The 21,913-nt window shown below is 73.1% G+C and carries 18 protein-coding genes; 9 read left to right on the top strand and 9 right to left on the bottom strand.

What is annotated here, in order from left to right:
- Positions 1 to 48: 48 nt before the first annotated feature.
- Positions 49 to 1,344 carry a GAF domain-containing protein gene (locus tag ACIA8N_RS15205; RefSeq protein ID WP_365780681.1) on the bottom strand — a complete coding sequence of 432 codons (1,296 nt, stop codon included), beginning with the start codon at positions 1,342 to 1,344 and terminating at the stop codon, positions 49 to 51.
- A 300-nt stretch (positions 1,345 to 1,644) separates the two neighbouring features.
- Positions 1,645 to 3,321: an acyl-CoA dehydrogenase family protein gene (locus tag ACIA8N_RS15200; RefSeq protein ID WP_365780682.1), complete on the bottom strand. Its 1,677-nt coding sequence runs from the start codon at positions 3,319 to 3,321 to the stop codon at positions 1,645 to 1,647.
- 17 nt (positions 3,322 to 3,338) lie between these two features.
- On the opposite strand from ACIA8N_RS15200, the gene ACIA8N_RS15195 reads away from it, so the two are divergent.
- Both ACIA8N_RS15195 and ACIA8N_RS15190 read left to right on the top strand, forming a co-directional pair.
- A complete protein-coding gene (locus ACIA8N_RS15195; protein WP_365780683.1) occupies positions 3,339 to 4,463 on the top strand; it encodes a YihY/virulence factor BrkB family protein in 1,125 nt (374 codons plus the stop codon).
- Between the two features lie 6 nt (positions 4,464 to 4,469).
- A complete protein-coding gene (locus ACIA8N_RS15190) occupies positions 4,470 to 5,216 on the top strand; it encodes a DUF6597 domain-containing transcriptional factor (protein ID WP_365780684.1) in 747 nt (248 codons plus the stop codon).
- Here the strand turns inward: ACIA8N_RS15190 and ACIA8N_RS15185 are convergent.
- Positions 5,144 to 5,566: a VOC family protein gene (locus tag ACIA8N_RS15185; RefSeq protein ID WP_399416443.1), complete on the bottom strand. Its 423-nt coding sequence runs from the start codon at positions 5,564 to 5,566 to the stop codon at positions 5,144 to 5,146. The genes ACIA8N_RS15190 and ACIA8N_RS15185 overlap by 73 nt on opposite strands.
- A gap of 53 nt (positions 5,567 to 5,619) precedes the next feature.
- Complete coding sequence (locus ACIA8N_RS15180) at positions 5,620 to 5,847, bottom strand: DUF2945 domain-containing protein (RefSeq protein WP_365780685.1); 228 nt, start codon at positions 5,845 to 5,847, stop codon at positions 5,620 to 5,622.
- A gap of 147 nt (positions 5,848 to 5,994) precedes the next feature.
- On the opposite strand from ACIA8N_RS15180, the gene ACIA8N_RS15175 reads away from it, so the two are divergent.
- The 3 genes from ACIA8N_RS15175 to ACIA8N_RS15165 all read left to right on the top strand — a co-directional run bounded on the left by ACIA8N_RS15175 (position 5,995) and on the right by ACIA8N_RS15165 (position 9,695).
- Positions 5,995 to 6,888, top strand: a complete 894-nt coding sequence (locus ACIA8N_RS15175) for an SDR family oxidoreductase (protein ID WP_365780686.1) — start codon at positions 5,995 to 5,997, stop codon at positions 6,886 to 6,888.
- Between the two features lie 262 nt (positions 6,889 to 7,150).
- Complete coding sequence (gene rsgA, locus ACIA8N_RS15170; RefSeq protein ID WP_365780687.1) at positions 7,151 to 8,263, top strand: ribosome small subunit-dependent GTPase A; 1,113 nt, start codon at positions 7,151 to 7,153, stop codon at positions 8,261 to 8,263.
- 67 nt (positions 8,264 to 8,330) lie between these two features.
- Entirely contained in the window at positions 8,331 to 9,695 is a 1,365-nt protein-coding gene (locus ACIA8N_RS15165) for an AlkA N-terminal domain-containing protein (RefSeq protein ID WP_365780688.1), read from the top strand.
- Between the two features lie 10 nt (positions 9,696 to 9,705).
- Here ACIA8N_RS15165 and ACIA8N_RS15160 read toward each other — a convergent pair whose 3' ends face one another.
- The 3 genes from ACIA8N_RS15160 to ACIA8N_RS15150 form a co-directional block, all read right to left on the bottom strand.
- Positions 9,706 to 10,188: a DUF456 domain-containing protein gene (locus ACIA8N_RS15160; RefSeq protein WP_365780689.1), complete on the bottom strand. Its 483-nt coding sequence runs from the start codon at positions 10,186 to 10,188 to the stop codon at positions 9,706 to 9,708.
- 81 nt (positions 10,189 to 10,269) lie between these two features.
- A complete protein-coding gene (locus ACIA8N_RS15155) occupies positions 10,270 to 10,704 on the bottom strand; it encodes a hypothetical protein (RefSeq protein ID WP_365780690.1) in 435 nt (144 codons plus the stop codon).
- Between the two features lie 59 nt (positions 10,705 to 10,763).
- Positions 10,764 to 11,747 carry a helix-turn-helix domain-containing protein gene (locus tag ACIA8N_RS15150; protein ID WP_365780691.1) on the bottom strand — a complete coding sequence of 328 codons (984 nt, stop codon included), beginning with the start codon at positions 11,745 to 11,747 and terminating at the stop codon, positions 10,764 to 10,766.
- A 232-nt stretch (positions 11,748 to 11,979) separates the two neighbouring features.
- Between ACIA8N_RS15150 and ACIA8N_RS15145 the strand changes: the two genes are divergently transcribed.
- From ACIA8N_RS15145 to ACIA8N_RS15130, 4 genes are all read left to right on the top strand, one after another.
- Positions 11,980 to 15,753 carry a S8 family serine peptidase gene (locus tag ACIA8N_RS15145; RefSeq protein WP_365780692.1) on the top strand — a complete coding sequence of 1,258 codons (3,774 nt, stop codon included), beginning with the start codon at positions 11,980 to 11,982 and terminating at the stop codon, positions 15,751 to 15,753.
- A gap of 123 nt (positions 15,754 to 15,876) precedes the next feature.
- Positions 15,877 to 17,298 carry a protein phosphatase 2C domain-containing protein gene (locus ACIA8N_RS15140; protein WP_365780693.1) on the top strand — a complete coding sequence of 474 codons (1,422 nt, stop codon included), beginning with the start codon at positions 15,877 to 15,879 and terminating at the stop codon, positions 17,296 to 17,298.
- Positions 17,299 to 17,381: 83 nt separating this feature from the next.
- Entirely contained in the window at positions 17,382 to 19,124 is a 1,743-nt protein-coding gene (locus ACIA8N_RS15135) for a pyruvate dehydrogenase (RefSeq protein WP_365780694.1), read from the top strand.
- A gap of 69 nt (positions 19,125 to 19,193) precedes the next feature.
- Positions 19,194 to 19,610 carry an ATP-binding protein gene (locus ACIA8N_RS15130; RefSeq protein ID WP_365780695.1) on the top strand — a complete coding sequence of 139 codons (417 nt, stop codon included), beginning with the start codon at positions 19,194 to 19,196 and terminating at the stop codon, positions 19,608 to 19,610.
- Between the two features lie 55 nt (positions 19,611 to 19,665).
- Here ACIA8N_RS15130 and ACIA8N_RS15125 read toward each other — a convergent pair whose 3' ends face one another.
- Positions 19,666 to 20,790 (bottom strand): DUF2637 domain-containing protein, encoded by a 1,125-nt coding sequence (locus ACIA8N_RS15125; protein ID WP_365780696.1) that lies wholly within the window; start codon positions 20,788 to 20,790, stop codon positions 19,666 to 19,668.
- A gap of 204 nt (positions 20,791 to 20,994) precedes the next feature.
- Entirely contained in the window at positions 20,995 to 21,861 is an 867-nt protein-coding gene (locus ACIA8N_RS15120) for a (2Fe-2S)-binding protein (protein WP_365780697.1), read from the bottom strand.
- Positions 21,862 to 21,913: the final 52 nt, after the last annotated feature.

Below are 21,913 nucleotides of genomic sequence, written 5' to 3'. Positions count from 1 at the left end.
CGGTATCGGCGGACAACCGGTCCGTCATGCGGACACCCGGCGATCCGCTCACGTACGCGCCTCTGCCCGCACCGCCGGGGCCAGGGAGTGCGGCAGCAGGTCCGCCGCGCGCTCCGGCCGCAGGACCTCCACCGCGACCTCCTCCCGGAAGCGGTACGGGCGGTGCGCCAGGACCCCGGCCAGATTGCGCCGCACCCGGGACATCTCCGCCCGTACGGTCACGGTCCTCGTCCGGTCGCCGAACACGTCCTCCGCGAGGTCCGCCGCGCTCCGCCCGTCCCGGTGCAGCGCGAGGACGTACAGCAGCTCGGCGTGGCGCGGGCTCAGCTCCAGCTGCCAGCTGCCCTCCGCGCCCGACACCGCCACCGTCGCCCGGCGCGGCCTGCTCAGGTCGAGCACCACCCGGGCCGCCGCCGTCGCGCCCGGGCCCCCCTCGCCCGGCGTCTCCTCCTCCACCCGGAGCAGCCAGCCACCCGGCAGCGGCTCCACCGCGCACAGGCCGAGCGAGGGCATCCACATCCGGCCGGACCTGAAGGACTTCGGGAGCGGGATCCGGTCCACCGGCGCGAGCCCGGTCACCGCCGCCGTCCAGCCGTGGGTGTCCACCGCGACGGCCCGGCCGCCCACCCGGCACAGGATCGGCGCGGCCACCGCCCGCAGCCGCTCGATCGAGCTGCGGTGCCGCTCCCGCATCTCGGCCTCGGCGAGCTGGGCCACCGAGTCCACCAGGGCCAGCATCGCCGGATGGAAGGTGGACGCGGGACCGCTCACGTCCAGGATGCCGAGCAGTCGCCGGTCGCGCGGGTCGTGCACGGGCGCGGCGGCGCAGGTCCAGTTGTGGAGCGTGTGCACGTAGTGCTCGGCCGAGTGCACCTGCACGGCCCGGTCCATGGCGAGGGCCGTGCCGACGGCGTTGGTTCCGGTGGTGTGCTCGGACCAGGCCGCGCCCTCCTCCAGACAGATGCCGTTCGCCTGCCGCAGCACCGCCGCGTTCCCCTGCCGCCACAGCACGCGGCCGTGCTCGTCGGTGACCACCATGATCTGGAGCGAGGTGTCGGCGATGCCGGCGAGCCCGCTGCTCAGCGTCTGCATGACCTCGGAGAGGAGCGTGCTCCTGCGCCGCTCCTCCAGCTCGTCCCGCTGGAGCAGCACACTGCTCGTGCCCTGGTCGGGGTCGAGCCCGAGCCGGGCCATCCGCTGCCAGGAGGCGTCGATCACCGGGCGGGGCGCGATCGGGGGCGTACGGCCCGCCAGGGTCTCCTCGCGCACCCGGTGGAGCAGCCGGCTGGCCTGGACGGAGTCCATGGCGGCGAGGCGCTTCATGTCGAGCTGCGTGTTCTTCATCGGTCTCTCCCAGCCACCCGGGGTGCTGTATCGGTTCTGCACGGGGCAGATGTCCGGAGTGTCGGTGCCCATCGTGCCGTTCGCCGCCGTCCGGCGAGGCCCGGTTCGGGTAATCCTGCAACCCTTTGCAACTCTGGTCGTCCACCGGCTCCCTGGGCGAAGGTGGTGCGAGCGGTGGGTGGTGCCGTGTCGGCGCAGCACCACCCCCGCTTTTCCGCGCGTGCCGACCCCCTGCGGTCCACCCCTGGTACGCGCGGCACGACTTCGGGCCGGCGCCCGTCAGACCTCCACCGGCGCCCGTCAGACCTCCACCCGCGCCCGCTCCACCACCGCCCGCAGGTCCAGGGTGTGCGGCAGCGTCCCGAACGCGGCGCCCCCGTCCCCGCCGAGCCGCGCCGCGCAGAACGCGTCCGCGACCTCCGGCGGCGCCCACCGCACGAGCAGCGAGCCCTGGAGGACCAGCGCGAGCCGCTCCGTGAGCCGCCGCGCCCTCGCCTCGATCCCGTCCATGTCCGCGAGTTCGACCAGGACGCCCCGGATCGCCCGGTCCAGACGGTGGTCCGCGCCCCGCGCCTCCCCGACCTCCCGCAGGAACGCGTCGAGGGCGGCGGGCTCGGTCCGCAGCACCCGCACCACGTCGAGCGCCTGTACGTTCCCGGAGCCCTCCCAGACGGAGTTCAACGGCGACTCCCGCAGCAGTCGCGGCATCCCCGACTCCTCCACGTACCCGTTGCCGCCCAGACACTCCAGGGCCTCCGCCACCATCGGCGTGCAGCGCTTCGTCACCCAGTACTTCGCCGCCGGCACGGCGATACGGAGGAAGGCGCGCTCCCGTTCGGCCTCGCTGCCGCCGTCTGTGTCGCCGGGGGTGCCACTGCCGGCCGCGTCGTAGGCCGCCGCAAGGCGCATGCCCAGGACCGTCGCCGCCTCCGACTCCAGGGCCAGGTCGGCCAGGACGTTCCGCATCAGCGGCTTGTCGATCAGCAGCCCGCCGAAGGCGCTGCGGTACGCGCAGTGGTGCACGGCCTGCGCCACCGCCTGCCGCATCAGGGCCGCCGAGCCGAGCACGCAGTCCAGCCGGGTCGCCGCGACCATGCCCATGATCGAGCGAAGGCCGCGCCCCTCCTCGCCGACGCGGCGCGCCCACGTCGTCCCGTCGAACTCCACCTCCGCGGAGGCGTTCGAACGGTTGCCCAGCTTGTCCTTGAGCCGCTGGAGCGCGAAGGCGTTCCGCGAGCCGTCCGGGAGCACCCGCGGCACCAGGAAACAGGTGAGCCCCGCCGGGGCCTGCGCCAGGACGAGGAACGCGTCCGACATCGGCGCCGAACAGAACCACTTGTGCCCCGTCAGGACGTACTCCCCGGCGGCCGCCAGCGGGCGGGCCTCCGTCGTGTTCGTCCGGACGTCGCTGCCGCCCTGCTTCTCCGTCATGCCCATCCCGAGCAGGACGCCGGCCTTCTCCGCGACCGGACGGAGCCCCCACTCGTACACGTGCGAGGTGGCCGCCGGCTCCCAGACCTCCGCGACCTCCGGCTCGGTGCGCAGCGCGGGCACCGCGGCGTGCGTCATCGACAGCGGGCAGCCGTGCCCCGCCTCCACCTGCGACACCACGAAGAATCCGGCGGCGCGTCGCACATGACCACCCGGACGGCCCCACGCGTCGGTGAGACCGGCCCCCACCGACTTGCCGAGGAGCCGGTGCCAGGCCGGATCGAACTCGACCTCGTCGATCCGGTGGCCGTACCGGTCGTGGGTGAGCAGCCGCGGCGGGTACGCGTTCGCACGCTCGCCCCACTTCGCCATCTGCCCCGAACCGGCCGCCTTGCCGAGCACGCCGAGGTCACCGCGGGCCTCGTCGAGGAGTTCCGGCGCGAGGTGTCGCTCGACCGCCTCGGCCAGCACTCGATCGCTGCCGAAGACGTCATGTCCGACCAGGGGCGGAGCCTGGTTGGTCACGGTGTGGGTGGTCGCTGTCATGCCGATACGGTAAGCAGGTGCAGGCAGCAAGCGAAACACCCGAACGGCCCGAGCGGCGGCCCTGGAGCAGGCTCCACCGCGCGCGCGTCCTCTACCGCAACGTCTCGAAGCGGAAGATGGTCTGGCTGCTCCTCAAGGACACCGTCAACTCGTGCATCGAGTACCGGATCCTCGGCCTCGCCGCCGAGGCCGCGTTCTTCACCCTGCTGTCCCTGCCGCCGCTGCTCCTCGGTCTGATCGCCCTCCTCGGCTACGCCGACGACTGGACCAACACGGACACCGTCGCGAGCATCCAGGAGAACATCCTCCGCGCCGCCGGAACGGTCCTCTCCGACCGGGGTGTCGACGACATCGCCAAACCGATCCTGGACGACGTGACCCAGGGCAAACGGCCCGACCTGATCTCCCTCGGCTTCGCCATCGCCCTCTGGTCCGGCTCGCGCGCGGTGAACGTCTTCATCGACACCATCACCGTCATGTACGGGCTCGACGGCCACCGCGGCATCGTGAAGACGAGGCTCCTGGCCTTCCTGCTCTACCTCGTCGCCCTCCTCATCGGAGCCGTCGTGCTGCCCCTCGCGGTCGTCGGCCCCGACCGGGTCGTCGAACTCGTCCCCTTCGGCACGGAGGTCGTCGCCGTCCTCTACTGGCCGGCCGTCATCCTGCTCTCCATCGCCTTCCTCACCACGCTCTACCACGTGTCCGTGCCCGTCAGATCGCCGTGGATCGAGGACATCCCCGGCGCCCTGATGGCCCTGGGCATGTGGGTTCTGGGCAGCTTCCTGCTCCGCATCTACCTCACGAGCCAGGTCGAGGGCCCGACGATCTACGGCTCGCTCGCCGCCCCCATCGCCGTCCTCCTCTGGATCGGCATCTCGGCCTTCGCCGTCCTCGTCGGCGCCGCGGTGAACGCCGCCATCGACCGCGTCTGGCCCTCCGTCGCCACCGCGGCGGCCCGCGAGGCCAACGAACGCGCCCGCGCCGTCCAGGCGGCGGAACTCGTCGCCCGCGTACGCGCCGAGGCGGACGACGTCGACGAGGACGACCCGGACATGCCCTCGGAGTTCCCCGAACGCTGGTCCCGCTTCCTCCCCCCGGACGACGTCAAGTCCCGCCTCCACTCGGGCTGGGAGAAGGACTGACCCCGGGTGTACGTGGAGCGCCCCGCCCTGCTCGACGGAGCCGTCCTGTGGACCCGGACCGCCGCCGCGTCGCCGGAGAGCGCGCGCCCGGTCCTCCCCGACGGCTGCATGGACCTGATCTGGGCCGACGGACACCTCCTCGTCGCCGGACCCGACACGCGCGCGTACGTACCGCGGGAGACCGCCGCACGGTACGCGGGAATCCGCTTCGCGCCCGGCGACGCGCCCGCCTTCTTCGGCGTCCCGGCTCGTGAACTCCGCGACCGGCGGGTCGACCTCGGCGCCCTCTGGGGCGAGGCCGGGGCACGCCGCCTCGCCGGACAGATCACCGAGGCCCCCGACCCCGCCGCCGCCCTGGACGAGCTCGTACGGCGCAGGGCGGCCGACGCGCCCGCGCCCGATCCGCTGATCCGGGCCGTCGCCGAGCGGCTCGCGGCCGGCCGGACCGTCGCCGAGACGGCCGACGCGGTCGGGCTCGGCGCCCGGCAGCTGCACCGGCGGTCCCTGGACGCCTTCGGCTACGGCCCGAAGACCCTCGCCCGTGTCCTGCGCCTCCAGCGCGCCCTCGCCCTGGTCCGCGCCGGAGTGCCGTACGCCGAGGCCGCCCTGCGCGCCGGCTGCGCCGACCAGGCCCATCTCGCGCGCGAGACGCGGGCCCTGGCGGGAACGACGCTCGGCTCCTACGCGCTCTCGGTGGCGGCGTCGGCGAACAGGGAGACCCCGCAGCCGTCCGGATCGAGGACCACCGCGTAACGCTGGCCCCAGACGGCGTCCCAGGGCTTCAGATGCCCCCGGTACCCGGCACCGACCAGCTCCTCGTACACCGCGTCCACGTCCGCCGGCGTACCGCACCGGAAGGCGAGCTCGATCCGGTTCCCGCCCTCGGGCCGCTGCCGGCCGGGGTCGAAGGAGCGCACGACGTCCTCGGTGTCCCAGGCGATCCGCAGCCCGCCGGGCAGCGCGACCTCCACATGCGGGGCGGACTCGGCCCCCTCGGGAACGTCCAGGCCGAGACGGCGGTAGAAGGCGAGCGAGGCGGCCATGTCCGAGACGACGAGGCCGACGAGGTCGAGACGGGGAGTGACCCGGGGTGCGATGTCCATGCCTCCCATGCTGGCCGCCGCACCCACCGAGGTCTTGTACGAATCGGACCCGGTCACGACTTCCTGTTCTTGCGGCGCAACGCGTCAGGCTTGTGGACCGCGGAGCGGCCGGACTTCTCGCTCTCCACCTCGTACTGCGGTTCCTCCTTCGAGGCGTCGACGGTGCGACCGGCGGCTTCGGTGCGCTTGGTGATCTTGCGCTTGACCTTGCCGGTGACCGTCTGACCGTGGCTCCTCCATGTGACCTCGTCTCCTTTTCCGATCTTCCTGTCCTTGGACATCGCTCTCTCCTTCCGGGTGCCCTTCTCCCGGCAGGCAACCACCGGATCGGTTCCTCCGCACGCCGGGCGGGACGCGACGGCCCGGGATAATCTCGACCCCTCCGCCGAGGCGTGGACTCGAGAGGCAGCCGACGGAAGGGAGACGCCGTGCGCGGGTCTGTACTGGAGGGCCGGATCGCCGTCGTCACAGGCGCGGCGCGTGGTGTGGGCGCCGCTCTGGCGCGGGAGCTCTCGGCCCACGGCATGCGGGTGGCGCTGCTGGGCAGGGAGAGCGCGACCCTGCGCTCGGTGGCCCGCACGTTGCCGGGGGACGCGCGCTGCTACGAGGTGGACGTCACCGACCGCGCGGGCATGACGCGGACGGCCGCCGAGGTGGCGGGCGACATGGGTCAGGCCTCCGTGGTCGTCGCCAACGCGGGCATCGCCGCCACCGGTCCCTTCGAGTCCGCCGACCCGGAGCTGTGGGAACGCGTGGTGGGCGTCAACCTGCTCGGCAGCGCGACCACCGCCCGCGTGTTCCTTCCCCAGCTCGTCCGGACGCGGGGGTACTTCCTCCAGATCGCCAGCACCGCCGCTTTCGGCTCCGCTCCGATGATGAGCGCTTACTGTGCCTCGAAAGCGGGCGCGGAGTCGTTCGCCCTCTCGCTCCGGGCCGAGATGGCGCCGGCAGGGGTCGGCGTGGGCATCGCCTACCTGCACTGGACCGGTACGGCCATGACGCAGGGCATCGACGAACATCCCGTGCTGCGCGCGCTCCGGTCCTCCCAGCCGCGCTTCGCCGGACGCGTGCACGAGGCGGAACAGGTCGCCCGCTGGCTGCGCCACGGTGTCGAGCGGCGCGCGGCCGGCGTCTACTGCCCGCCCTGGCTCAGACTCATGCAACCCCTGCGGCCGCTCTTCCCCTTCGTCGTCGCCCGTGTCGCCCGCCGCGGCCTGGCGCGCCTCGACACCGCCGCCGTCGAAGAGGCGGCGGGCATCCTGGGTGCGGGAGGCCTCGCCGACTGGCAGGCACCCCGGCCGCACGACGCGTCACCTCCGTGACCGCCGTCGTGCGGCGAGGCCCCCGTTTAATCGGTGGCGCGCCGCCGTCCGCGGGGCTAAGGTTCTGCTCATCCGGTCCCCGTGGGGCCGGAGTTGGCTCGTTGAGAAGAAGCAGGAGGTGAGGACATTGATGACTGTCACGGTGACGGGCTCTGCCCGCATTCAGGAGTTCATCGTTCCCACCCCTGTGGCCTCCGGCTGACACCCACTCGAATTCCGCGCGCAGAGCGCGCCGCCGGGGCCGCCCTTCGAAGGGTTTCCCTTGTCTTTCCCGCTTTCCTCCGTCATCTCCGACTCCTCGCTGCTCGACGCCCACGGCTGGGACTCCGGCTGGGCCTCCCTCTTCGCGCCCTACGCCGCCCAGGGACTCGTCCCCGGACGGGTCGTCCGGGTCGACCGCGGGCAGTGTGACGTCGCCACCGCCGAGGGAATCGTGCGCGCCGACACCGCGTTCGTGACCCCGCACGACCCGCTCCGGGTCGTCTGCACCGGCGACTGGGCGGCCGTCGACCCGGCCGACGCCGGCGACCCCCGCTACGTACGGGCGTGCCTGCCGCGCCGTACGGCATTCGCGCGCTCCACCTCCTCCAAGCGGTCCGAGGGGCAGATCCTCGCCGCCAACGTCGACCACGCCGTCATCACTGTCTCGCTCGCCGTCGAGCTCGACCTCGGCCGGATCGAACGCTTCCTCGCGCTGGCCTGGGAGTCCGGCGCCCAGCCGACCGTGGTCCTCAGCAAGGCGGACCTCGTTCCCGACCCCGTCGGTCTCTCCTACCTCGTCGAGGACGTGGAGACGGTCGCCCCCGGCGTCCAGGTGGTGCCCCTCAGCTCCACCACCGGCGAGGGCATCGACGTGCTCTCCGCCGTGGTCGCGGGCGGCACGACCGTGCTGCTCGGGGTCTCCGGCGCCGGCAAGTCGACCCTCGCCAACGCCCTCGTCGGCGAGGACGTCATGACCGTCCAGGCCGCCCGCGACATCGACGGCAAGGGCCGGCACACCACGACCACCCGCAACCTCTTCGTGCTGCCGGGCGGGGGCGTCCTCATCGACACCCCCGGTCTGCGCGGCGTCGGCCTCTGGGACGCCGAGACGGGCGTCGGCCAGGTCTTCTCGGAGATCGAGGAGCTGGCAGCCGACTGCCGCTTCCACGACTGCGCCCACGAGGCGGAGCCGGGCTGTGCGGTGGCGGCGGCGATCGAGGACGGCTCGCTGCCCGTGCGCCGCTTGGAGAGCTACCGCAAGCTGCTCCGCGAGAACCAGCGGATCGTGGCCAAGACCGACGCCCGGCTGCGCACCGAGATGCTCAAGGACTGGAAGCGCAGGGGCGCCGAGGGCCGCCGGGCCATGGAGCTGAAGCGCGGCCACGCACGCTAGAGCGTGCCCGACCGTCGTGTCCGAAAACCGCGAGCCCGCCGCCCGGCGGGCCCGCACACTGGGAGGCATGGAGGACGACGACACCCGCCACGACGACACCCGCTACGAGGCGGTGAGCAGCAGGGACGCGAGGTTCGACGGGGAGTTCTTCTTCGCCGTACGGACCACCGGCATCTACTGCCGTCCCAGCTGCCCCGCCGTCACCCCGAAGCGGCGGAACGTCGCGTTCTTCCCGACGGCCGCCGCCGCCCAGGGCCACGGCTTCCGGGCCTGCCGCCGCTGCCGCCCCGACGCCGTGCCCGGTTCCGCCGCCTGGGACGTACGGGCCGACGTCGTGGGCCGCGCCATGCGGATGATCGGCGACGGCGTCGTCGACCGCGAAGGCGTGCCAGGGCTCGCCGGACGCCTCGGCTACAGCACCCGTCAGGTGCAGCGCCAGCTGACCGCCGAGCTCGGCGCCGGGCCCGTCGCGCTCGCCCGCGCCCAGCGGGCGCACACCGCGCGGCTGCTGCTCCAGACCACCGGCCTTCCGGTGACCGAGATCGCCTTCGCGGCCGGTTTCGCGAGCGTCCGCCAGTTCAACGAGACGATCCGCGCCGTCTACGCCCGTACCCCCACCGCCCTGCGCGCGGAGGCGGGCAGCGGGGCGGGAGCCCGTACCGCGCTCGCCGCCGGCGTCCCGCTGCGGCTCGCCCACCGGGGGCCGTACGCGGCCGGGGAGGTCTTCGACCTGCTCGCGGCCGAGGCCGTGCCCCGCGTGGAGGAGGTCGTCGGCGCCCCCGCCGCCCGCACCTACCGGCGGACGCTGCGCCTCCCGTACGGCACCGGGGTCGTCTCCGTCGACGAGCGCTCGGCCGGCCGCTGGCTGGACGCCCGGATCCATCTCACCGAGCTGCGCGACCTGACCACCGCCGTGCACCGGCTGCGCCGCCTCTTCGACCTGGACGCCGACCCGTACGCGGTCGCCGAACGCCTCGGGGCGGCACCCGGCCTGGCCGCCGAGGTGGCGGCCCGGCCCGGGGTGCGGTCCCCCGGCTCGGCCGATCCGGAGGAGTTCGCCCTGCGGACGGTCCTCGGCGCGGAGGAGTCGGCCCGGGTCGTCGAGCGGTACGGGACCGCCCTGGCCACGGCCTGCGGCACCCTCACCCACGTCTTCCCGGAACCCGCCGCTCTGACGGGCCACCCCGTCGCGGGACCGCTGGCCCGCGCCCTCGCCGGCGGAGCCGTACGCCTCGATCCCGGCGCCGACCGCGACGAGGCCGAGCGCGCCCTGCTCGCCGTCACCGGCGTGACCGCCGAGTCCGCCGCCCTCATCCGGATGCGGGCCCTCGGAGACCCCGACGTGCCCCCGGCGGGCTGCCGGGACACCGAGGACTGGCGGCCCTGGCGTTCGTACGCGGCCCGCTATCTCGCGTCGGCCCCGGTCTCCTGAACGACCCGTCTCATCCCCACAGCACGGCCCCCGCCCACGCCCCCACGATCAGGAGACAGGCGAACAGCTCGACGAGCACGCTCGTGCCGGCCGCCCGCATCACCGTCCGGGTCGCCGCCCTGGCCTGGCCGTGCCCGCCGAGCCGGAGCCGCTCCGAGAGGTAGATCCCGCCGACGAAGCCGGGGATCGCGCCGACCACCGGGACGATCACGAAGCCCAGGAGCGCGCCGAGACCGGCGTACGTCACCATCCGCCGGGTGATGCCCACGCCCCTCATACGGCGGGGCGGCAGCTGCCAGACGACGACCTGGGTGAGCAGCAGCAGACCGGTGGTGGAGGCCAGCAGGAGCCAGGCCAGGTCCGTCCGCTCGTGCAGCGACCACCAGAGCATCGCCGCCCACACCAGCCACGTGCCCGGCACACCGGGGGCCAGCACCCCGAACAGACCGAGCAGCATGACGGTCGCGACCATGAGGAGTTGCCAGACACCCACCTGCCCAGGGTGCAGGACAGCGCGGGTTCTCGCAGGTCGCGGAGGGCGGACGGGGTACGCGCGGCCGAGGGCCCGGTGCCGTCAGGCCGCCACGGGGAGCGCGGCGGCAACCAGATCGCGGTCCTTGCGGCCCAGCAGCGGGAAGACGATCTTCAAGCCGTTCCCGCCCTCGGCGGGGGAGACGACGAAGGAGGAGTTGACGAACCGCTCCTTGATCTCCGAACGGACGAGCCCCGCGCGCGCGATCGTCAGGGTGTGCTCCACCGGCTTGGCGAAGACCGGGTCCGCGCGGTGGACGAGGATCCGGCGGTCGGTCATCGTCAGGTACATCGGCGTCGGCACCGGTATCACCGCCATCGCGCCGGCGGACGCGATCGCGGAGGCCACCGCGAACGCCGCCGTCCGCCGCACGGAGACACTGCTCAGGTTCACGACGGTCGTCACCTCGACGCGCTCCCCGGGTGCGAGGAGGGGGTGGACGGTGGCGAGCAGGGCGCGACGCCGCCTTCCGTTCATGGGGGTACTCCTGGGAGCCGATGGGGAACGAGCTGCTCACCTTCCCACACGCGCAGGCGTCAGCCGCGGGCCACCCAGCCCTTCTCGTACGCGTGCCAGCCGAGCTGCAGGCGGGTCGTCACCCCGGTCAGCTCCATCAGGCCCTTCACCCGTCTCTGCACCGTCCGGAGCCCCAGGTCCAGCTGCTTGGCCACGCTCGCGTCCGTCATCCCGGCGAGCAGCAGCGACAGGATCTCCAGGTCCATGGCGTCAGGGCCGGGGGCCTCGTCCTCGGTGATCTGGGCGCCCGCCCCGAGGCGCAGCGGCAGCGCCTCCCGCCACACCGACTCGAACAGGCCGAGCAGCGATTCGAGGAGCCCGCTCGCGTGCACGACGATCGCCGCGGGCTCCACACCGCGCCCGGTCAGCGGGACCATGGCGAGGGACCGGTCGGCCACCACCAGCTTGGTGGGCACCCGGTCGGCGACCCGGATCCGCTCCTCGCGGCCGAGCGCCGCGGAGAGTTCCAGGAGCCCGGAGGGGAGCGTGAGCACCTCGCGCTCGATCACCACCCGGTAGCGCACCCCCCGCTCGGCGGCCTGCTCCTCCGCGTCGTTCTCCAGGCCTGTGACCGCGATCGGCTTGCCCGTCACCAGGGCGCAGACCTCCTCCTGCGCGCCCAGCTGGAGCTGGAGGAAACGGTGGGTGACGGCGCTCGCGCCGGTCACCACCTCCACCAGGTCGTGCACGGCCGCCTCCGCCGCCTCCGCCCGGTACTCCTCGGCGAGCAGCGCCGCCGCCAGCTCCGCCTGCTCCAGCTCGTGCCGCTGCTGCGTGAGAAGGGCGCCGAGCGCCACCCCGGGGGGCGCCGCCACCCACCGTCCGGTCCTGGCCGAGGACTGGGCGGCGAGCCCCTGCGACTCGAGGCGGCGCAGCGCGCGCTCGGTGTCCCGCTCGGGCAGTGCGAGCCGGTGCGCGAGATCGGCCACCTCGGCCGCGCCCAGCGCGACCAGCGCCCGGTACGCGGACTCCTGGCGCTCGTCGAGTCCTATCGCTCCCAGCATGGTTGCCCCACCCCTCGCCGTACCCGCGGCGGACGTCCCGGATCTTCCCGGGACGTTCACCGGAGGCATTCGTTCCGTTGGTGACCTGGCGGGAAACGGCCACGGCGTATTCCCGCCTTCCCCATCATCCCTGTACCGCCCTCACCTCTGCCAATGTGGCGCCACCGCAGCACCGACAGCCTCCGAAGACGGGTGTTTTGTGCCCGATTTCCGGCATTAGATGGGGAGAGCGATGCGCCCGATTTCGCGTACGGCCCTGGGGGCGGCGACCGCCGCCGTCCTGGCCGTCACCGCGGTCGCGCCGTCCACGGCGAGCGAGCCGCAGGACGACACGGCCGGCAAGCGACCGCTGGTGGGCAGCGAGGCCGCCGCCCGCGCCGGGGACCGGCCCGTCACCGTGACCCTGGTCACCGGCGACCGCGTCCTGGTGAGCCGCGACGCCGACGGCAACCCCGCCGCCACGGCCCTGCCCCGCGAGGACGGCACCGTCCCCCTGGTCCAGACCCGCCGCTCCGGCCAGGACCTGTACGTCTACCCCGAGGCCGCCACCGCCGCCCTCGCCGCCGGTCGCGTCGACCAGGAGCTCTTCAACGTCACCGGACTCGTCCGGCAGGGCTACGACGACACCTCCACCACCACGCTCCCCCTCATCGCGGTCTACGGCGCCGACCTCGCCCGCTCCGTCCCCGCCGCCCCGCGCGGCGCCCGGCGCGGCCAGGTCCTGAAGACCGTCGACGGCGTCGCACTCGCCGCGGACAAGAAGCAGGCCGCGACCTTCTGGGCCGACGTGAACGCCCCCGCGGCCCGCTCCGCCTCCGGCATCACGAAACTCTGGCTCGACCGCAAGGTCCAGGCCACCCTGGAGCGCTCGACGCGGCAGGTCCACGCCCCCGAGGCCTGGGCCGCCGGCTACGACGGCACCGGCACCGAGGTCGCCGTCCTCGACACCGGCGCCGACGCCGAGCACCCCGACCTCAAGGGCCGCATCACCGCCGCCGAGAACTTCACCGACTCCGACACCACCGACGACCGCCAGGGCCACGGCACCCACACCCTCTCCACCGTCGGCGGCTCCGGCGCCGCGAGCGACGGCAGGAAGAAGGGCGTCGCACCCGGCGCCGGCCTCCTCAACGGCAAGGTCCTCAACGACTCCGGCTCCGGCGCCGCCTCCTGGATCATCGCGGGCATGGAGTGGGCCGTCGCCCAGGGCGCCGACGTCGTCTCGATGAGCCTCGGCAGCCCCGTACCCACCGACTGCACCGACCCGATGAGCGTCGCGGCCGAACAACTCGCCCAGAACGAGGGCACGTTGTTCGTCATCGCCGCCGGCAACTCCGGCCCCACCCTCAACACGGTCTCCTCGCCCGGCTGCGCGCCCAGCGTGCTCACCGTCGGCGCCACCGACCGCGACGACTCCACCGCGTACTTCTCCAGTCGCGGCCCGACCATCGTCAACCACACCCTCAAGCCCGAGATCGCCGCGCCCGGTGTCGGCATCTCCGCCGCCGCGGCCGGCGGCCGGGGCGTGTACGCCTACCAGTCCATGTCCGGTACGTCGATGGCCACCCCGCACGTCGCGGGCGCCGCCGCCATCGTCAAGCAGCGACACCCCGACTGGACGGCCCAGCAGGTCAAGGCCGCGCTCGTCGCCTCCGCCGAGAGCTCCGTCCCCGGCGACGTCCGCGAGGTCGGCGGCGGCCGGCTCGACGTCAAGGCCGCCGTCGACCAGACGGTCCTCGGCGCGCCGGCCGTCCACGGCGGCACGTTCGACTGGCCGCAGGACCGGACCGACCGCACCACCGTCTCCGTCCCGTACACCAACACCTCCGACGCCCCCGTCACCCTGGACCTGGCCGTCGAGAAGGTCACCGGCAACGACGGCACCCCCGTCCGGAGTTCGGTCGCCCGCCTCGGCGACCGCACCGTCACCGTCCCGGCCGGAGCCACCGTCCACGTCCCCCTGAGCATCGACCCCACGGCCCGCCTCGACCGCGCGCAGTACGGCGACGTCACCGGACGGATCGTCGCCACCGGCGCCGCCACCGGCACCGGGAGCACGCACGTCTCCACCCCGTTCTCGCTATACGTCGAGCCCGAGACGGTCACCCTCCGCGTCAAGCTGATCGACCGCCAGGGCAAGCCCGCCGCCGGCGCCTCCTCCCTGGACGTCATCGGCACCGACGACGCCAGCGGCGAACGCCGCTTCAACGACGGCGCCGCCGACCAGGTCTACCGCCTGCGTCCCGGCAGCTACTTCCTCTCCTCCTTCGTCACCACCCCCGACGCGGGGGAGGGCGCGACGCTGAACGACTCGCTCAGCTACCTCGGCCGCCCGCAGCTGGAGCTGAAGAAGGACACCACCGTCGTCCTCGACGCACGCAAGGCCCACAAGCTGTCGGTGCGGACCGACAAGGCCACCGAACTCCGCGGCGCCACCCTCGCGTTCTCCCGCTCCTGGGACGACACCTGGCTGCACGCCGGCACCGCAGCGGGACCGCGCACCATCCGCGGCTACTACGCCTCCGTCGAAGGCGCCGCAGACGAGGGCGACTTCGAGTTCGGCAGCTACTGGCGCGCCGCCGCCCCGAAGATCACCTCGCTGCGCACCACCGACGGCCTGACCCTGCACCCGGTCACCGGCTCCCTCGGCTCCGACAACCTCGACGGCACCGGCTCCGCCCGCCTCGTCGACGCCGGAACCGGCACCCCGGACGAGCTCAAGGCCGCCGGCGTCCAGGGCCGCATCGCCCTCGTCCGACTGCCCGACGACTCCACCAACGCGGGCACCGTCACCCGTAACGCCAAGGCCGCGGGCGCCGTCGCCGTCCTGCTGCACCGCTCGACCGCCCACCGCTGGTACCCCGGCGGCTCCTTCACCGGCCTGGGCCTGGCCGCCCTCGCCGTCCCCGCCGACGAGGCGGCCCAGCTCCTCGCCGAGCTGGCGGCGGGCGAGGTCACCCTCGCCTGGCAGGCCACCGCCAAGAGCCCGTATGTCTACAGCCTCGCCTTCCCCGAGACCCGGTCGATCCGGGACGAGAAGAACTACCGGGTCCACGACGGCTCCCTCGGCCGTACGGACGCCACGTACGGCTCGGCGGGCATCGCGGCGGACTTCATCGAGAGCCCGGCCGCCGTCCGGCCCGACGGCACCAGCGTCCACTTCAGCTGGATCGAGCCGCTCCCGGCCCCCGGAACCCGCGCCGAGTACTACACCCCCGGTGACACGCGCTGGGAGCAGATGGTCAGCAGCAGCTTCCCGTTCGGCGAGTTCATGCGGGGCACGCCCCGCGCCTACACGGCGGGCGAGCGGCGCACCGAGGCCTGGTACGACGGAGTCCTCGCCCCCACGGCCCCCCGTGACACGACCGGGAAGCCGGTCCTCGTCTCCGAACGCCAGGGCAACCTGATCGGCTTCGCCGACGCCATGTGGGGCGACGGCACCCACCACGCCGACGCCGGCTCCTTCGGAGACATCGGCAACCTCAGCCTCAGCCGCGACGGCGAGGTCATCGGCAGCACCGGATGGCCGTTCGGGGTGTTCGACGTACCGTCCGACGCCGGGACGTACACGCTCGAGCAGAACACCATGAAGATAGGCAGCAAGGTGTGGGCCCGCTCCACATCCGTCAACTCGGTGTGGAAATTCACCTCCAAGCTTGACGAGAGCGTCTATTCTCAGGGCATCCCGATTCTCTTCCCCCGGTACGACCTTCCGGAGGACGGACTCAAGACCCTCGCCGCGACCGACGGCCAGCACATCGGCCTCACCGCGACGGGACACGCGGGCTACACCCCCGCAGCGCTCACCTCGGCCAAGCTCTCGTACTCCTACGACGGTGGTACGACCTGGACCGAAGCGCGGGTCTCCCAGCAGGGCGGTTCCTGGACCGCGACCGTGAACCACGCGGGCGCGACCGGCAAGCCCGTCACCCTGAAGACCCAACTGACGGACGCCAACGGCAACTCCGTCACCCAGACCGTGGTCCGCGCCTACGACGTGCGCTGATCACGACGGTCCGCCGGGCGTCCTTCCCGTGGGGGGTGGGGCCGCCCGGCGGACCACCCATTCGCAGCAACGGTTTTCCTGATGTCCCGTTTTCGGGCGCCGTGCGCGGTGGACAATAAGGGCATGACTCAGCAGGGGGACAGCAACTGGTGGGACAAGCTCTACGACGAGTCGGCGCCGGACACGGCCCCGGCGGTCTCGGGTGACACGCTCGACGACCACTTCGCCACGGCGACCAGGGCCACGACGGGCCCGCTCTCGCCGCGCCCGCCGGACATGACGACGGAGCGGGCCCGGACACCGGCGCACGCGGACGACAAGGCGCCCTGGGAGTCCCCGGCGGGCGGACCCCGGACCTTCCCTTCACCTCCGCCGCCGCCCCCACCGCCGCCTCCCGAGCCGCCGGTCGTCGAGACGCCCACCGTCCAGGGGCCGGTGCCGCCCCCCGGCCCGGTCCCGAGCGAGCCCGGCAGCGACACCGGCCCGGGCGCCGACACGGACGCGGCCGACCGCCACCTCACCGTCGAGGTCTCCGTGCCCCGGCCCCGCGCCGGGTTCGTCGGCAGCAGACCGCCCACCTACGAGGCCGAGCCGACCGCCCTGCCCGTCGCCCGTCCCGGCGAACTCGGCGAGCTCGTCCCCGACACCGTCCTCGACGGCGCCCGCTACGGCACCTGCACCGTGCGGGCCGCCTCCGTACGGGGCGACTCCGCCCGCTACCGGGGCGAGCCCCGCCGCGACGCCCTGCTCACAGCCCGCTTCGGCCACGACGAGACCGCCCTCGTCCTCATCGCCGTCGCCGCCGGATCCCGCGCCGCCGAAGACGCCCACCTCGCCGCCTCCGACGCCTGCCGGTGGATCGCCGAGGCCGTCTGCCGCAGCCACGCCCGGCTCTCCGAGGACATCAGGACCGGCCGCCGCGGCGACCTCAAGTCCGGGCTGCACCGGCTCACCGACCGCACCTACGGCAAGCTCAGGGCCCGCGCCGCCGAACGCGGCCTGGCCCCAGACGAGTACACCGCGACCCTCCGCTGCCTCCTCGTGCCCGCCGACCCCGCCTGCCGCACCAGGGTCTTCTTCGGCATCGGCGGCGGCGGTCTCTTCCGGCTCCGCGACGGCGCCTGGCAGGACATCGAACCGCTCCTGCCCGAACCGGCCGCCGTCACCGGCGCCCCCGTCGTCGGCTTCGGCTCCCCGCCGCCGGAGGCGGTCGCCTCCACGAGCGAGGAGACCGAGGAGGGCGACCGGCTCACCATGGACCTCGGCATCACCACCGCTCCCTCGCCGCTCGTCGAGGCTCCCGTACCACCGCCCGCCGAACCCTTCCGCTTCCGCGCCTCCGTCGCCCGTCCCGGTGACACCCTGCTCCTCGCCTCTCCCGGCCTCGCCGAGCCGATGCGCGGAGAACCCGCCCTCGCCCGAGAACTGGCCGCCCGCTGGGCCGGCGCCGAGCCGCCCGGCCTGGCCGCCTTCCTCGCCGACAGCCAGCTCAGGGTGACCGGCTACGCCGACGACCGTACGGGGGTGGGCGTCTGGGAGGCCTAACCTGCCGGGCGTAACCCACCGGGTGTAACCCGCCGGGCGCATCCTGTCGGGCGCATCCCGTGGGGCCATGGGTTGATGGAGCCATGGCCAAACAGAACGTGGCGGAACAGTTCGTCGACATCCTCGTGAGCGCGGGCGTCCGGCGCCTGTACGGCGTGGTCGGTGACAGCCTGAACCCGGTCGTCGACGCCATCCGCCGTACCCCGGCGCTCGACTGGATCCAGGTGCGGCACGAGGAGGTCGCGGCCTTCGCCGCCGGCGCCGAGGCCCAGATCACCGGCGGCCTCGCCGCCTGCGCCGGCTCCTGCGGGCCGGGGAACCTGCACCTCATCAACGGCCTGTACGACGCACACCGCTCCATGGCCCCGGTGCTCGCCCTCGCCTCGCACATCCCGTCCGCGGAGATCGGCCTCGGCTACTTCCAGGAGACCCACCCCGACCAGCTGTTCCGCGAGTGCAGCCACTACAGCGAACTCATCTCCAACCCGAAGCAGATGCCCAGGCTGCTGCGGACGGCGATCCAGCACGCCATCGGCCGCGGCGGGGTCAGCGTGGTCTCGCTGCCCGGCGACATCGCCTCCCAGGAGGCCCCGGCGAAGGGCGCCGACACCTCTCTCGTCACCTCCCGGCCGACCGTCCGCCCCGGGGACGCCGAGATCGAGGCACTGGTACGGATGATCGACGCGGCCGACCGGGTGACGCTCTTCTGCGGCAGCGGCACCGCCGGGGCGCACGCCGAGGTGATGCAGTTCGCCGAACGGATCAAGTCACCCGTCGGCCACGCCCTGCGCGGCAAGGAGTGGATCCAGTACGACAACCCGTACGACGTCGGCATGAGCGGGCTCCTCGGGTACGGCGCCGCCTACGAGGCCACCCACGAGTGCGACCTGCTCATCCTGCTCGGCACCGACTTCCCGTACAACGCGTTCCTGCCCGACGACGTCAAGATCGTGCAGGTGGACGTCCGGCCCGAGCACCTCGGCCGGCGCTCCCGGCTCGACCTCGCCGTCTGGGGCGACGTCCGCGAGACCCTGCGCTGTGTGATCCCGCAGGTCCGCGCCAAGACCGACCGCCGCTTCCTCGACAAGATGCTGAAGAAGCACGCCGACGCCCTCGAAGGCGTCGTCAAGGCGTACACCCGCAAGGTGGAGAAGCACGTCCCGATCCACCCCGAGTACGTCGCCTCCGTGATCGACGACCTCGCCGACGGCGACGCCGTGTTCACCGTCGACACCGGCATGTGCAACGTCTGGGCTGCGCGCTACCTCAGCCCCAACGGGCGGCGCAGGATCATCGGTTCGTTCAGCCACGGCTCGATGGCGAACGCCCTGCCCCAGGCCATCGGCGCGCAGTTCACCGACCGGAACCGCCAGGTCGTGTCGCTCTCCGGGGACGGCGGCTTCTCCATGCTGATGGGCGACTTCCTCACCCTCGTGCAGTACGACCTGCCGGTGAAGGTGATCGTCTTCAACAACTCCTCGCTCGGCATGGTGGAGCTGGAGATGCTGGTCTCCGGACTGCCCTCGTTCGGAACGACGAACAAGAACCCCGACTTCGCGGCCATCGCCCGCGCCGCGGGTGCCTACGGCGTCCGGGTCGAGAAGCCCAAGCAGCTCACGAACGCACTCAAGGACGCCTTCAAGCACAAGGGCCCGGCCCTGGTGGACGTCGTCACCGACCCCAACGCGCTGTCCATCCCCCCGAAGATCAGCGCCGACATGGTGACCGGCTTCGCCCTCTCCGCCAGCAAGATCGTCCTGGACGGCGGAGTCGGCCGGATGCTCCAGATGGCCCGCTCGAACCTCCGGAACGTGCCCCGGCCCTGAGGGAATGCGGACGAACTGGCGGGGCATGCATCCCGTGAGCCTGTTCGACGCGATCTGTGGGTGGGGGTTATGGCAGGGGAGGCACGAGAGCCGACTCAACTGCTCAGAAAGGTGGGATGCGAGGATCTCACCGCGGTGCCGGAGGTGCGGCATGCCTTGCGTGAACTGCTGGGGAAGTGGGGCGGACCGGGCGCCTCCGACGTGGCGGAACTGCTCACCAGCGAACTGGTGACCAACGCCCTGGTCCACACCGAGCACGGGGCCGTCGTGACCGCGACGGTCGTGCCCGAGCAACTGCGGGTCGAGGTGCGGGACTTCGTACCCGGCCTCGCGCCGTCGCTCGTACCGCCGCTCGTACCGCCCGCCGACGACGGTACGCACGGCAGGGGGCTCATCCTCGTCGAGGCCCTGGCCGACTCCTGGGGGGTCGAGGACCACGGGGCGGGCAAGGTGGTGTGGTTCGAACTGGACGGCGGGGCCGCCTGAGAGGCGGCCCCGCCGGTGTGCGGTGCGGAGGATGCGCGGTGCGGGTGTGTGACGCTCAGCCGAACTGCTGCTCCAGGTCCTTGAGCTTGCGCTCCAGGGAGTCGAGACGGGGCAGCGTCTGGGTGTCGTCCTCCGCGGTGAGGTCCACCGTCCGGGAGTCACTCGTCCGTGAGTCACTTCCCCTGACGGCTTGGAGGGAGGGCCGGTGTCGAAGCGGCAGTTGTCCCGGGTCCGCTATGGCGGGTTCCGCGACGGCGGCCTGGACGGACGCCGTGGCGGAACCGGAACCCGGACCGCCGCCGGACCCCGCACCCGGGCCCGTACCGGCCCCGGGTGCGGCGTTGAGCGCGGCCATCTCGACCTGGCGTCCGCCGCCCCTGCCGAGCCCGAAGGACCGGTGCTGGCGGTTGATCGCCTTGAGCCGTGCCCGGTCGAGCTTGACCTGATCGCGCCGGCGGATGCGGTTCTGCTCCTTCTCCTTCCGGTCCTCGCGGACCTCGTCGACGGCCTCGTCCAGGGTCCGTACGCCCTCCAGGAGCATCAGCGACCAGGCGGCGAAGGTCTCCCGGGGCGCCCTCAGCCAGCGGACGATCCGGATCTGCGGCAGCGGGCGGGGCACGAGGCCCTGCTCGCGGAGCGCGGCCCTGCGGGTCTGCTTGAGGGCCCGGTCGAAGAGGACCGCCGCCGAGAGTGACATGCCCGCGAAGAACTGCGGGGCACCGTCGTGGCCCAGGCCGCGCGGGGCGTGCACCCAGTTGAACCAGGCCGCCGCGCCCGCGAACAGCCAGACCAGGAGGCGCGAGCCGAGGGCCGCGTCGCCGTGGCTGGCCTCGCGGACCGCGAGCACCGAGCAGAACATGGCGGCGCCGTCGAGGCCGAAGGGGACGAGGTACTCCCAGCCCCCGGCGAGGTTGAGGTTCTGCCGGCCGAAGCCGACGAGTCCGTGGAAGGACAGCGCCGCGGCGACCGCGGCACAGCAGAAGAGGAGGACGTAGGAAGCGGTGCCGTAGACCGCCTCCTTGCGTCTGCGGCGCTCCTCACTGCGTTCCCAGGAGTCCTCGGCCGCGGCCTGGTCACCGGCGCGCTTCCCGCGCGCGAGCACCGCCACCGCCGTCAGGACTCCGGCCACCATCACGCCGCCCGGAAGCAGCCAGTCCAGCGATATGTCGGTCAGTCTCATGCGGTGTCCCTTGCATCGCAGTAGGGCGTTTGGCGGCCCATACTGGCCGACCCCGTGGGGTGCTCAAGGGGTTTCCGGGCAAGAGCACGCCATCGGGGCGCCAGGACATACGAATAGGTGCGATCTGGTCGAACACCCATGCAGGGAACGAGAATTGAGTTCGATTTACGCCACCCTTCCGGGTGGCGTAATCACTCGGGTGCCTCAGGCGGTCGCGGCCAGCCGGCGGACGCGGTCCGCGTCGCAGGTGCGCGGGCAGGTGAGACAGGTGTCGTCGGGTCGCAGGGTGTAGAAGAAACAGCAGGTCGCGCGGTCGCGCGTGGCGCGCGGCTCTCCGTCGGGCCCCTCGGAGCCGGTCAGCTCGCGGAAGGCCGCCGAGCCCGCGTACGGCTTGTACGGCTTGGCGGTGCCCGGCATCAGGAGTTCGAGCTCGTCCATCGCCCGCCGCTCCTCGCCGAGCAGCGCCCCGACGTACCAGAGGCCCTCGACGATCTCGTCCGTCGCCATTCCCCACAGGGCCCGGCGGCCGCGCCGCATCCGGGGTCCGAAACCGTCGAGGACCGCCTCGAAGTGCTCCGCGAGCGAAGCCCGCAGCTCGGCCCGGAGCGCGTCCTCGTCGGCGACGACCCGGGCGCCGGGCAGCGCGGCGGCGGGATCGCCCGGCAGGCAGGCGAACTCCTCGATCCGGACCGCCAGACGGCCGAGCGCACGCTGGAAGGACACGTTCCGGACGGGCAGCCGGGGGACCCTGCGGTCCAGGAACCAGGGGACGGTGACCAGGAGGCAGGCGGGCCACGCGTACCGGTGCAGTCCGAAGCTGGCGACGACGTCGGGGCGGGCCTGGGTGCCGTAGTCGCGCAGCACCTGTGCGTTGTCCCAGGCGAGGAAGGCGTCCAGGTCGGGGCCGCCGGCCGCGAGGTCCTCCGCGCCGACCCAGCCCGCGCCGTGCGGAAGTCGCTCACCGTCGGCGATCTCGTCTATCCGCAGATGGGGGAAGACCTCGGCGAGGCGCGCGTAGGCGGCCGCGACGGGCGAGGTCAGGGGGGCGGGCAACAGGGCGGGGACGGTCATGTGGACCACCGAATCGCGAGCGTTGGCAGGTTAGCCTTACCTTACCCGATTC

The sequence above is a fragment of the Streptomyces sp. NPDC051822 genome, from assembly GCF_044452745.1.
Lineage (GTDB): Bacteria > Actinomycetota > Actinomycetes > Streptomycetales > Streptomycetaceae > Streptomyces.
The sequence above is the reverse complement of the archived record's forward strand: the minus strand, read 5'-3'. Positions and strand labels throughout refer to the sequence as shown.